The following is a 12,621-nucleotide window of genomic DNA, read 5'->3' on the forward strand; positions in this document are numbered from 1 at the left end:
AGCCTTCTCGCTTGCGTCAGTGGGCAGAACTATATAAAAATGGCCCTTTACAGTCAATTTATCTGCTAGCAAATTCATTTTTAACAGTATGAATAAGTATGAGACAAATTTGGATTTTTTAATAGGAAATAATAATGATAAAACCAGCGGAGCTACCATTTAATAAGCGCGGTGCTGTTTACCACCTGGATTTACGTCAGGAAGAAATTGCAGATCTTATCATTACTGTGGGTGATCCTGGGCGAGTGCAACAAGTTAGCCAACATTTCGATAAAATTGAATTTAAACGAACACATCGCGAGTTTGTGACACATACTGGCTATATTGGATCCCAGCGCCTTAGTGTTTTGTCAACGGGTATTGGAATGCCAAATATAGACATTGTTATGACAGAAATTGATGCTCTGGCAAATATTAACCTGGAAACGCGAACTCTCCGAGAGACAGCAAAACCTGTCACTATTATTAGACTTGGTACAACGGGTGGTATAAAAAATGATTGTGAGCCAGGAGATATTATTGTTAGCCGCTATGCTATTGGATTTGAGGCTTTTATTAACTACTATGATTATGAGTTATCCGCTGATTTAGCGAATTTACAAACAGCTTTGCAAAGCCATTTAACTGAATGTGGTCCTTTTTTTGTATCGGGTGCTCATACAAAGCTCGTAGATCATTTTAAAGGCATGGGGATGGTAGGTATTACCGCAACCTGCGGCGGGTTTTATGGCCCTCAAGGTAGAATGCTGCGCTTACCCCTTCGTTACCCCAATTTCTTAACTAAATTAAGTGAGTTTAGTTTTGCAGGCCTGAATATAACTAATCTTGAAATGGAAACTGCCGCTTTATTAGGTTTAGGAGAGCTTTTAGGTCATCAGTGCCTATCTATTAGTCTTGTTCTTGCTAATCGCAGGAATGGTACCTTCATGAAGAATGTAAAACAAAATATCGACAAGCTAATAGTTAGTTTTTTGGAGCGGATACCTTCTTTACCCTAAAAATGTGATATTGATTCAATTAAAGCACCCTGTATGCTATTATTCTAACCTTAATTATCTGCGAACAACGCATAAGGACACGTCCTAGTCATGGTTTATTTAGCCAAAGAAATCATACCAGTCAATATTGAAGACGAATTAAAGCAATCCTATTTGGACTATGCGATGAGTGTAATCGTTGGTCGAGCATTGCCAGATGTCCGAGATGGTTTAAAGCCCGTGCATCGACGCGTGCTTTTTGCTATGAGTGAACTAGGTAATGACTGGAATAAACCCTATAAAAAATCAGCTCGTGTTGTAGGGGATGTAATCGGTAAATATCATCCGCATGGTGATACTGCCGTTTACGATACTATCGTCCGCATGGCTCAGCCATTTTCTATGCGTTACATGCTTATTGATGGACAGGGTAACTTTGGTTCGGTGGATGGTGATTTTGCCGCAGCGATGCGTTACACAGAAGTCAGAATGTCTAAAATTGCCCATTCTTTGCTGGCTGATCTGGAAAAGGAAACGGTTGATTTTAGTCCTAACTATGACGAAACTGAGTTTGCCCCTGTTGTTTTACCAGCAAGAATTCCTAATCTTTTAGTGAATGGTTCCTCAGGTATTGCGGTAGGGATGGCGACCAATATTCCTCCACACAATCTTACTGAAATACTTAATGCTTGCGTGGCTTTGGTAGATACTCCAGATTTATCATTAGATGATTTAATGAATTATATTCCTGGTCCTGATTTTCCAACAGCCGCCATTATTAATGGTAAAGCGGGAATTATTCAGGCGTATCGAACAGGTCGTGGTCGTATCTATGTTCGTGCGCGTACGGAGATTGAAACTGAAAATCAGACAGGCCGACAGGCAATCATTATCACGGAGTTGCCTTATCAAGTTAACAAAGCCCGTTTAGTTGAAAAAATTGCTGAATTAGTGCGTGAAAAACGCATCGAAGGCATTTCCGGTTTACGTGACGAGTCTGACAAGCAAGGGATGCGTGTTGTTATTGAACTTAAGCGCGGTGAAGTACCCGAAGTCATTTTAAACAATCTCTATGCCCATACCCAAATGCAAAATGTATTTGGTATCAATATGGTTGCTTTAGTAGACGGACAACCTCGTACTCTGAATCTGAAAGAAGTCCTTGATCATTTTATCAAGCATCGACGTGAAGTTGTTACTAGACGTACTATTTTTGAACTTAAGAAAGCAAGAAATCGTGCCCATATTTTGGAAGGGTTGGGCATTGCCTTGGCAAATATTGATGAGATGATTGATTTAATCAAGCGATCAGCGACTCCCCAAGAAGCAAAAGATGCTTTATTAGCACGGCTATGGGAGCCAGGGTTAGTTAAGTCAATGTTAAAAAATGCAGGTAGTGATGCGTCTCGTCCGGATAATTTAACCAGTGATTTTGGTTTAACGGATGCGGGTTATCGCTTATCCGAAAATCAAGCTCAAGCCATTCTTGAATTAAGATTGCACCGTTTAACAGCCTTAGAACAAGATAAAATTATTAATGAATTTGAAGAGCTATTAAAAGTTATTAAAGAGTTATTAGATATTCTTGCTTCTCCTGAGCGCCTAATGCAGGTTATTCGCGAAGAATTATTGGAAGTAAAAGCTCAATTTGGTGATAGTCGCCGCACTGAAATTACCGCATCCCAAGAAGATTTAACAATCGAAGATTTAATTACCGAAGAAGATGTCGTCGTTACTTTATCTCATCAAGGCTATGTTAAATATCAACCTATCTCCGCGTATCAGGCACAGCGTCGTGGAGGCAAAGGCAAATCTGCAACAAATGTGAAAGATGAGGATTTTGTAGAGCGTTTGATAATTGCTAGCACTCATGACACTTTATTATGTTTTTCCAATCATGGAAAACTTTATTGGTTAAAGGCTTATCAATTACCGCTTGCAAGTCGGATTTCCCGTGGTAAACCTATCGTTAATATCCTGCCTCTGGCAGCTGATGAATCAATCAATGCCATGTTACCTGTTCGAGAATACACAGAAGGATATTTTGTGTTCATGGCAACCAAACATGGTACGGTAAAAAAAGTTCCTCTTGAAGCATTTAGCCGTCCACGTTCTTCAGGAATAATTGCAGTCGATTTAGATGAGGACGACCGATTGGTCGGTGTTGATATTACTGATGGCAGTAAGGACATTATGCTCTTTACTGATGCAGGTAAAGTTGTTCGTTTTGATGAGAATCTTGTACGCCCCATGGGTAGAACCGCTCGTGGAGTTCGAGGTATTCGTTTACACGAAAATCAATCTGTTATTTCCCTTGTTGTTGCCAAACCTCATGGCACCATATTGACTGCAACTGAAAATGGTTATGGTAAACGCACGCATATCGAAGAATATCGTGTTTCAGGAAGAGGTGGTCAGGGCGTTATCTCTATTCAGGTCAATGAACGAAATGGAAAAGTTGTTCGTGCTCTCCAGGTGGAAGACAACGACGAAGCAATGCTTATCACCAATAAAGGTACTCTCGTTCGTTTTAGAGTCTCTGAGTTGTCCATTATTGGACGTAATACCCAGGGTGTTCGACTTATTAATGTAAGTGCTGGTGAACACGTAGTGGGCATGCAGCGTATTGAGGATCTTGGTGAAGAAAATGCCGATGAGTCTGAAATCAACGAGGAAATGAGTATGGATAATACGCTTCCTTCCAATGAGGAAAATGAAGGCGATAATGAATAGGGGATACAACTTCGGTGCAGGTCCCTCTATGTTGCCTGAGCCAATTCTAAGAGAAGCTCAACAAGAGCTTTTGAATTGGCAAAACTCAGGAATGTCCATCATGGAAATTGGACATCGAACTCCAGAGTTCACGCATTTAATGGCGGAAGCTGAGCATGACTTGCGTGATATTTTAAAAATACCGACAAATTATCATATTTTGTTTTTAGGTAGTGCCGCCCGCATGCAGTTTGGCATGATCCCGCTAAATTTTTTAAGTGAACACCAACAGGCAGGCTATTTGATTACGGGGCTCTGGTCATCCATTGCCTATCAGGAAGCTTGTAAATTAAAAAAAGCCTATTGTGTAGCTACTGATGAACAGCATGGTTTTACTAATATTCCCGCTACAAGTGAGTGGCAGATTGCTGAAAATACCAGCTATTTGTATTTTACGTCCAACGAAACAATTAATGGTATACGTTTTCCACAAGAGCCAAAAATTCCGGGTATTCCTTTAATTGCTGACATGACTTCCAGCTTGTTAAGTGAGCCTGTTCAAGTGCAAAACTATGATTTAATTTTTGCTGGTGCTCAAAAAAATATTGCTAATGCCGGATTGACTGTGGTGATTGTAAAAGACGAATTCCTAGACACAATCGGCAAGAAAACCTTACCGACCATGCTGGACTACCGTATTCACGTTGCAGAAAAATCTATCTACGCAACACCGCCAACATTTAACTGCTATTTAGCTGCAAAGATGTTTCAATGGATAAAAGTGCAAGGAGGCATTGATGCTCTGTACGCAGTTAACTGTAAAAAAGCAGCTAAACTTTATAGTTATATTGATTCTTCTTCTTTTTATTATTGTAAAGTTGCCAGGGAAGCTCGATCGCTGGTAAATGTCTGCTTCAATCTCAAAGATGCAACGCTTGAAGAGTTATTTATAGCACAAGCACACAAGCGAAATTTGTTGGCTTTAAAAGGTCATCGTGCTGTGGGTGGATTACGTGCAAGTATTTATAATGCGATGCCCTTAGAAGGCGTAAACGCTCTTATCGAATTTATGTGTGATTTTGCTAAGGAATATGATCGATGAAACCGCTAGATTTTGTGAGTAGCCCTGTACAATCATTGTCGGGTGATATAACAGTTCCCGGTGATAAATCTATCTCACATCGTGCGATTATTTTAGGCGCTATTGCGAAAGGTATAACCACTGTAAGTGGCTTTCTGGAAGGGGAGGATTGTTTAGCAACCTTAAAAGCGTTTCAAGCGATGGGTGTGGCTATAGAGGGGCCTGTTGCCCAACGCGTGGTTATTCATGGCGTAGGTAAATATGGCTTACAAAAACCTAAAGGGGTCATTGACTGTGGAAACTCAGGCACGACAATGCGACTACTTGCAGGATTACTAGCTGCACAATCCTTCGATAGCGAGCTCAACGGTGATCAAAGCCTGCAGAAAAGACCAATGGAAAGGGTCAGTCGTCCATTGGTGCAAATGGGTGCCGAAATAAGAACGACAGAGGGTAAACCTCCTCTATTTATTCGCGGTGGTCATTCCTTACAAGGTATTACTTATGAGATGCCTGAAGCGAGTGCACAAGTGAAATCATGTTTATTGCTGGCAGGTCTCTATGCTCAAGGAGAAACAAGGGTGATAGAGCCTGGTTTTACCCGTGACCATACTGAAAGAATGTTGACTACATTCTCTTATCCTATTCAAAAAGCTGAAAACACAATAATTATTAACTCAGAAAGTGAGTGTATAGGTACAGATATTATTGTTCCTGGGGACATTTCTTCGGCAGCTTTTTTTATTGTAGCGGCAACAATAATACCTGGATCGGAAATAGTGATTAGAAATGTGGGTATTAATCCTACAAGAACAGGTATTATTCAAATTCTTACTCGTATGGGTGCAAACATCAGCTTGAATAATAAACGCTTATGTGGCGAGGAATTAGTTGCTGATCTTTGTGTAAAATATGCACCACTTGAAGGAATTGATATCCCCTCAGATTTAGTTCCCATCGCAATTGATGAATTTCCAGTTATTTTTATTGCTGCGGCTTGTGCAAAGGGACAGACGCTACTTCATGGCGCGAGAGAATTACGTTGTAAAGAGAGTGATAGAATTGGTGTTATGGTTGAGGGATTACAAAATTTAGGTATTGAAGCACAAGCTTTTGAAGATGGCTTATTTATTAATGGTGGTGAATTACAAGGTGGTGAAGTAAAAAGTTATCATGATCATCGCATTGCCATGGCTTTTGCAGTAGCCGGGGCTATAGCAAAGGGCCCGATAACCATTAAAGATTGTGCAAATGTTGCAACGTCGTTTCCAACTTTTGTAAAAACAGCCAACAAAATTAATTTGGCTATCAAGGAAATTAACAATGAAGTCAGATAAGAATGTACCAGTCATTACGTTAGATGGTCCAAGTGGTACTGGCAAAGGCACAATTTGTCATATGCTTGCGAATCATTTGCATTGGCATGTATTAGATAGTGGCTCTATTTATAGAGTGCTTGCGTTAGCTGCCAGAAAAAAAAGAATAGATTTTCAGAATGAAGGTGCCCTGGCAGCGTTGGCTAATTCTCTGGATTTGCGATTTGAAACAGATCCAGAGCAAAAACCTCAAGTTCTCTTAGAAGGTAAAAACGTTATTGAGGAAATAAGAAGCGAACAATGTGGACAAGATGCCTCAAAAATTGCCGTTTTGCCCGAAGTCAGAGAAGCTTTGCTTGCTCGTCAGCGAGCTTTTGCAATGTTACCTGGTTTAGTTACGGATGGTCGAGATATGGGCACAGTGGTGTTTCCAGATGCTGTTTTAAAGATTTATTTGTATGCTACCTCAGAAGAAAGAGCATTTAGACGTTATTTACAGTTGAAAGAAAAAGGAATTGATGCTAGCCTCGCCGAAGTTGTAGATGAGTTGGCTAAACGTGATGCAAGAGACACCTCTCGGCTTCATGCGCCACTCAAGCCAGCAGAGGATGCTGCTTTTATTGATACGACAGGCTTAACGATTGTACAAGTGTTCGATAATGTATTAAAATTGGTCGATGAGCACTTGTTTTTTCAGTAGCGAATTGGGGGAAAGGCGAGAGGATCTCGTTCTTTCATTTTTTTACTAAAGAGTTTATTAATATGTCTGAAAGTTTCAAAGAATTATTTGAGCAAAGTATCGTTGGTGCACAGTTTTATCCTGGTGCGATTATCACAGCAAAAGTTATCGGTATTGATGATGATTATGTAACCCTGAATGCTGGTTTAAAATCAGAGGGTATCGTTGCTGTTGAAGAATTTCAGGATAAAAATGGTGAATTAGAAATTCACTTGGGTGACACCGTTGAAGTAGCCTTGGATTCAGTAGAAGATGGCTACGGCGAGACGCTCTTATCAAGAGAAAAAGCAAAACGCCAAGAAGCATGGCGTAAATTATCAAAATGCCATGAGAACAACGATACAGTTACTGGTTTGATTTCTGGTAAAGTTAAAGGTGGTTTCACTGTTGAAATCGGCTCAATTCGCGCATTTTTGCCTGGTTCTTTGGTCGATGTCAGACCTGTTCGCGATCCATCCTACCTTGAAGGTAAAGAATTAGAATTTAAAGTGATTAAAATGGATCTGAAGCGCAACAATATCGTTGTTTCACGTCGTGCTGTTGTTGAAGAAGAAAGCAGTGCCGACAGACAAGCGCTTCTTGAATCATTGCATGAAGGCCAAGTACTCAATGGTATCGTCAAAAATCTCACTGATTACGGTGCATTTATTGATTTAGGCGGCATTGATGGCTTGTTGCATATTACCGATATTTCCTGGAAACGAGTTAAGCATCCAAGTGAAGTACTTTCTGTAGGCCAAGATGTTCGTGTGAAAGTATTGAGCTTTGATAGTGAGCGTAACCGTGTTTCATTAGGTATGAAACAATTAGGTAATGATCCTTGGGTTGACCTGGTTGAGCGTTATCCTGTCGGTAAAAAATTACAAGGTAAAGTTACTAATATTACTGATTACGGCTGCTTCGTTGAAATTGAAGAAGGTGTCGAAGGTTTAGTTCATATGTCTGAAATGGATTGGACTAACAAAAACGTACACCCAAGCAAAGTTGTTTCAATGGGTGACGTCGTTGATGTAATGGTATTAGAAATTGATGAAGAGCGTCGCCGCATTTCTTTAGGTATGAAGCAATGTGTTGGCAATCCTTGGCATCAATTCTCACAAACTCACAGCAAAGGCCAAAAAGTTAAAGGAAAAATCCGTTCAATCACTGATTTTGGAATTTTCATTGGCTTAGATGGTGATATTGATGGTTTGGTTCACTTATCTGACATATCTTGGAATACACCAGGTGAAGAAGCTGTTAAGCAATTCAAGAAAGGCCAAGAACTGGAAGCTGTTATTTTGGCTATTGATGCTGAACGCGAGCGAATTTCTTTAGGCTTGAAGCAATTAGAAGGTGATGCGTTTACTACTTATGTAGAAGAACATGCCAAAGGCGCTATCGTCAAAGGTACAGTTTCTGCAGTGGATGCCAAGACAGTAACAATTGATTTGGCTCCAGAAGTAGTTGGTACTATTCGCGCTAATGAATTGTCTGAAGAAAGAGTCGACGATGCTACTCAACTCTTCAAAGAAGGTGATGAGGTCGAAGCAAAAATTATCAATGTTGATAAGAAAAATCGAACTATTGCTCTTTCTGTCAAAGCTAAAGATGCTCAAGATCAAGCAGAGGCAATCAAGAAGTATTCACGTAGTGGCGATGTCGCTTCAACGACATTAGGTGACCTTCTTAAAGAGAAAATGGCAAGCAAAGAAGGCGAGTAACAATAACTCTCCTTCAATTAAAAAAGCGTAGGTGACTACGCTTTTTTTTTATCTTTTTTAAATTTCACTGGAATGATAGAGTATTACGCTAAAAAGATCGGGTAGAGTTTCCACAGTCTAATTAATGTAACCGCATTTTTAGATTAAGCATTCTGGCAAATCGTATCTATTCCACCATCGTGGAATCCATTATAGGGATAATGCAATGCGCTTGTTTATAACGATATTTTATTTATTGCTAATTTTATTAGGGGTAACTTTTGCCGCACTAAACGCATCTTCAGTGCAAGTTAATTTTTACATTACAAAAATCACGATGCCTATTTCCGTTTTAATGACAATTATGCTTGGTATAGGCTTACTTTTAGGGTTTCTTTTATTTTTATCTCGTTATTGGCGTCTTAAGGTAGAATTTTTAAAACTTAAAAATCAATTTAAGTTAACGGAAAAGGAAATTAAGAATTTAAGATCGATTCCATTGCAAGATCAGCATTAATTTTAGGAAATTTGTTGGGAGACAATGGTTATGGAGGTTTTTTTATCCTATCACTGAGGGAAAATACTGATTTTGAGATCGAGAGAACCTACCTTTGTCACTCTCCTAGGTGTAATTTATACAGGTTAGGAATGACTGTAAGAATGGATTCTCCTGTGCAGAGTGTGACGCGTATTGTTAACGTTTTACTTATGTCATTCCCGCGTAGACGGAATCTATTTCCTGCTGGCCAGATAAGGATTTGACATAAAAACCAATTTTTATCTGCCAGGGAATGAAAATTAATTATGTTTCAAAGTGAATTGACGATGAGAGTGAGATAATTCAGAATTTAGCAGATTTATTACTATCCGCTTTGGACAAACGAAATAATGGAGATCTTTAATGATTAATTTATGGCCATTATTGTTGCCTGCCGCAGCTTGGTCTGGTTGGTGGGTCGCTAGCCGTAATTATTCTGGCAAAGAAACAGATTTTAATAATCGTTTATCTCGCGAATACGTTGTCGGTTTAAATTATTTATTAAACGAGCAACCTGATAAAGCAGTGGATGTATTTATTAAGCTTTTAGAGGTCGATAGCGAGACCGTTGAAACGCATTTAGCTCTAGGAAGTTTATTCAGGCGCAGAGGAGAGGTTGATAGAGCAATAAGAATTCACCAGAATTTAATTGCGCGCCCACAATTGAGCCTTAGAGAACGTAAAGAAGCCCTGTTAGCGCTTGGGCAGGACTATATGAGCGCAGGTTTATTTGATAGGGCAGAGCGTATTTTTTTAGAAGTAGTGGAAATGGGAGGAAGCAGCGAAACATGTAGTTTACAAGGCTTGCTCGCTATCTATCAGCAAGAAAAGGCTTGGGAAAAGGCCTTGGATATTATTAAAAAAATAGAGCTCTCTTTAGGACAGAGTATGCATATCCAGGCTGCTCATTACTATTGTGAAATTGCCAATCAAGCATTAAAAGCAAATTTAATGGAAAAAGCCCAAAATGCTATTAAACAAGCCTTAGCAGTGGACAAAATGTGTGTTCGCGCGAGTTTAATGCAAGCATCTCTTGATATACAAAATCACCGTTATAAACAGGCTATTCGTTCTTTAAGACGTGTACCCCAGCAAGATCCCGAATTTTTAAGTGAAATTATAGAACCGCTAGTAACTTGTTATCGTGAATTAGATGCGATGCATGAATGCGTCGAGTATTTGCAAAATACCTTGACAGAGCATCCTCGTGCTTCAACTATTTTCGTTATTGCTGAGGTTTTGCGTGACCAAAAGAATATGGACACTGCCATTGATTTTGTTTCTGACAAGTTAAGTACACATCCTTCTATTCGTGGGCTAAATCGCCTTATTTTTTGGCACCTTGAAACGGCTTATGGAAAAGTCAGGGATAAATTACAAATGCTCTATGATATTACTAGTAAATTTTTAGATAATAAGCCAATTTATCGCTGTGGTCAGTGTGGATTTGGAGGGAAACATTTGCATTGGCATTGCCCAAGTTGTAAACAGTGGGGTAGAATGAAGCCAGTCCATGGTTTAGAAGGGGATTAGTCCTTTAGCAGTTAAGCGAATAGTCTAATTATATCCTTCAGCTAAATTTGAGAAAGTTATGCAATTTATTGATCTTAAAAAACAATACAAATTAATTGAAAATGATGTCCTTCGTAGTATTCAAGCCGTTTTAGAACATGGTCAATACATTATGGGACCTGAAATAGCCAAATTGGAAGAACAGTTGGCAAAATTTTTAGGTGTCAAACATGCTATTGTGAATTCCAGTGGTACAGATGCCTTGTTAATGGCTCTTTTGGCATTAGAGCTGGAACCTGGCGACGAAGTTATCACAAGCCCATTTAGTTTTTTTGCAACGGCAGAAGTAATTGCGCTTTGCCAGGCTAAACCGGTATTCGTTGACATTGATCCATTAACTTACAATATTGATGCAAATCAAATTGAAGCTAAAATAACTGCTAAAACTAAGGCGATCATGCCAGTTAGTTTATATGGACAATGTGCTGACATGAACGCCATCAATGCTATTGCAAAAAAGCATGGTTTGCCAGTTATCGAAGATGCTGCACAAAGTTTTGGTGCAACCTATTACGGTGCTTACTCCTGTGCATTGTCAACAATAGGTTGCACAAGTTTCTTCCCCTCTAAACCATTAGGGGGTTATGGGGATTCTGGGGCCTGCTTTACTGATGATGATATTTTGGCAGAGAGAATGCTGGAAATTCGTATTCATGGGCAAAACGCGAGATATTGTCATCGTAGAATTGGTATTAATGGGCGTATGGATACCATTCAAGCGGCTATCCTGATTGAAAAGATGAAATTATTCCCCGATGAAATTGCATTACGCCAACGGGTAGCACAACGTTATGAAGAGTTGCTTGCACATATTGTTAAAACCCCTCATATAATGTCTGGTAATACAAGTGTATTTGCACAATATACAATTGAAGTTCCCAATCGCGAGCAATTTCAAAAACAAATGCAAGCCCTGGGAATACCCACTGCAGTTCATTATCCTGTTGCGATGCATCAACAAGAAGCATTGGCTTATTTGGATTATCGATTAGGTGATTTCCCTTATGCAGAAAAAGCGAGTAAACATGTCGTTAGTTTACCAATGCATCCTTACATGAGTTTAGAGGATCAACAGAAAGTTGCTCGTGCTGTGGAAACTTGTCTTTCCAGTGAGCTGGTAGGTGCATAAGTGAATTTAAAGCTTATTGTTGCTCTTGATTTTTGTAGGCAAGAAGATGCGCTAGCACTAGTGGAGAAGCTGAATCCCAGCCAATGTGCTTTAAAAATTGGCAGTGAGATGTTTACTTTATTTGGTATTGATTTTGTTTGTGGATTAATTCAGAAAGGCTTCAAAGTTTTCCTCGATTTAAAATTTCATGACATACCAAATACAGTCGCTCAAGCTAGTCGGGCCTGTGCGGAACTTGGTGTTTGGATGATTACGGTTCATGCCTCTGGTGGTTTAGCAATGATGCGAGCCGCAAGAGAAGCCGTAAATGCTTATGGCATTAACCGTCCTTTAGTAGTTGCCGTAACAGTTTTAACAAGCATGGATGCTAACGATTTACCAGCAATTGGGGTAGAGCCTTCTGTTGAAAAGCAAGTACAAAGATTAGCGAAACTCGCAAAGCTTGCCGAGCTTGACGGAGTTGTCTGTTCCGCTTTTGAAGTTCCTATTATTAAGGCTGCTTGCAACGCACCTTTTCTTGCTGTTACACCAGGAATTAGATTGCCAGAAAGTGATAAAAATGATCAATCTCGTATTATGACACCGCAAGAAGCAGTTGAACTTGGCAGTGACTATTTAGTTGTCGGGCGTCCGATCACACGTTCTCAAAGTCCTGTAAATGTCGTTGAAAAAATTATTTCCTCAATAAGATAAATAGCAGGTCCCTATACACTCGTAACCATAGCAAACTGGAACTTGGACTACAGTCGTGCAAGCACTTCGCTAAGTGCCAGTTAAACTTTGCTACCTACCGCGGATATGCACGTAATTATTTGAAGGCTCCCCTAAGACATTTGCTGGCAAATTTATCTCATTCCCCCCCCCCCCAATTTTCA

General features: G+C 39.7%; 10 protein-coding genes. All 10 read left to right on the plus strand.

Going from position 1 to position 12,621, the window contains the following annotated elements:
* Window positions 1-134 precede the first annotated feature (134 nt).
* The 10 genes from PXX05_RS04825 to pyrF all read left to right on the plus strand — a co-directional run bounded on the left by PXX05_RS04825 (window position 135) and on the right by pyrF (window position 12,439).
* Window positions 135-998 carry a nucleoside phosphorylase gene (locus PXX05_RS04825; protein WP_275089931.1) on the plus strand — a complete coding sequence of 288 codons (864 nt, stop codon included), beginning with the start codon at window positions 135-137 and terminating at the stop codon, window positions 996-998.
* Window positions 999-1,088: 90 nt separating this feature from the next.
* The gene (gyrA, locus tag PXX05_RS04830) at window positions 1,089-3,710 is read left to right on the plus strand and encodes a DNA gyrase subunit A (protein ID WP_275089932.1); all 2,622 of its coding nucleotides are present in this window, start codon (window positions 1,089-1,091) and stop codon (window positions 3,708-3,710) included.
* Window positions 3,691-4,791 carry a 3-phosphoserine/phosphohydroxythreonine transaminase gene (gene serC, locus PXX05_RS04835; RefSeq protein ID WP_420844631.1) on the plus strand — a complete coding sequence of 367 codons (1,101 nt, stop codon included), beginning with the start codon at window positions 3,691-3,693 and terminating at the stop codon, window positions 4,789-4,791. Before gyrA ends, serC begins: the two co-directional genes overlap by 20 nt.
* Window positions 4,788-6,107 (plus strand): 3-phosphoshikimate 1-carboxyvinyltransferase, encoded by a 1,320-nt coding sequence (aroA, locus tag PXX05_RS04840; RefSeq protein ID WP_275089933.1) that lies wholly within the window; start codon window positions 4,788-4,790, stop codon window positions 6,105-6,107. The genes serC and aroA overlap by 4 nt, the downstream gene beginning before the upstream one ends.
* Window positions 6,094-6,786 carry a (d)CMP kinase gene (gene cmk / locus PXX05_RS04845; RefSeq protein ID WP_275089934.1) on the plus strand — a complete coding sequence of 231 codons (693 nt, stop codon included), beginning with the start codon at window positions 6,094-6,096 and terminating at the stop codon, window positions 6,784-6,786. The genes aroA and cmk overlap by 14 nt, the downstream gene beginning before the upstream one ends.
* A gap of 62 nt (window positions 6,787-6,848) precedes the next feature.
* The gene (rpsA, locus tag PXX05_RS04850) at window positions 6,849-8,528 is read left to right on the plus strand and encodes a 30S ribosomal protein S1 (protein ID WP_275089935.1); all 1,680 of its coding nucleotides are present in this window, start codon (window positions 6,849-6,851) and stop codon (window positions 8,526-8,528) included.
* A 205-nt stretch (window positions 8,529-8,733) separates the two neighbouring features.
* Window positions 8,734-9,024: a LapA family protein gene (locus tag PXX05_RS04855; protein WP_275089936.1), complete on the plus strand. Its 291-nt coding sequence runs from the start codon at window positions 8,734-8,736 to the stop codon at window positions 9,022-9,024.
* Between the two features lie 384 nt (window positions 9,025-9,408).
* On the plus strand, window positions 9,409-10,578 hold the full coding sequence (gene lapB, locus PXX05_RS04860) for a lipopolysaccharide assembly protein LapB (RefSeq protein ID WP_275089937.1): 1,170 nt from the start codon (window positions 9,409-9,411) through the stop codon (window positions 10,576-10,578).
* Window positions 10,579-10,636: 58 nt separating this feature from the next.
* The gene (locus tag PXX05_RS04865; RefSeq protein WP_275089938.1) at window positions 10,637-11,746 is read left to right on the plus strand and encodes a DegT/DnrJ/EryC1/StrS family aminotransferase; all 1,110 of its coding nucleotides are present in this window, start codon (window positions 10,637-10,639) and stop codon (window positions 11,744-11,746) included.
* On the plus strand, window positions 11,747-12,439 hold the full coding sequence (gene pyrF, locus PXX05_RS04870; protein WP_275089939.1) for an orotidine-5'-phosphate decarboxylase: 693 nt from the start codon (window positions 11,747-11,749) through the stop codon (window positions 12,437-12,439).
* Window positions 12,440-12,621: the final 182 nt, after the last annotated feature.

Origin of the sequence: Legionella cardiaca, from assembly GCF_029026145.1 — a bacterium.
In the GTDB taxonomy this organism is placed as follows: domain Bacteria; phylum Pseudomonadota; class Gammaproteobacteria; order Legionellales; family Legionellaceae; genus Tatlockia; species Tatlockia cardiaca.

Bases quoted from the DNA above. Each gene is read 5' to 3' on its own strand.
- aroA (WP_275089933.1), top strand. From the start codon at position 4,788: ATGAAACCGCTAGATTTTGTGAGTAGCCCTGTACAATCATTGTCGGGT.
- PXX05_RS04825 (WP_275089931.1), top strand. From the start codon at position 135: ATGATAAAACCAGCGGAGCTACCATTTAATAAGCGCGGTGCTGTTTAC.
- PXX05_RS04865 (WP_275089938.1), top strand. From the start codon at position 10,637: ATGCAATTTATTGATCTTAAAAAACAATACAAATTAATTGAAAATGAT.
- rpsA (WP_275089935.1), top strand. From the start codon at position 6,849: ATGTCTGAAAGTTTCAAAGAATTATTTGAGCAAAGTATCGTTGGTGCA.
- lapB (WP_275089937.1), top strand. From the start codon at position 9,409: ATGATTAATTTATGGCCATTATTGTTGCCTGCCGCAGCTTGGTCTGGT.
- PXX05_RS04855 (WP_275089936.1), top strand. From the start codon at position 8,734: ATGCGCTTGTTTATAACGATATTTTATTTATTGCTAATTTTATTAGGG.
- cmk (WP_275089934.1), top strand. From the start codon at position 6,094: ATGAAGTCAGATAAGAATGTACCAGTCATTACGTTAGATGGTCCAAGT.
- gyrA (WP_275089932.1), top strand. From the start codon at position 1,089: ATGGTTTATTTAGCCAAAGAAATCATACCAGTCAATATTGAAGACGAA.
- serC (WP_420844631.1), top strand. From the start codon at position 3,691: ATGAAGGCGATAATGAATAGGGGATACAACTTCGGTGCAGGTCCCTCT.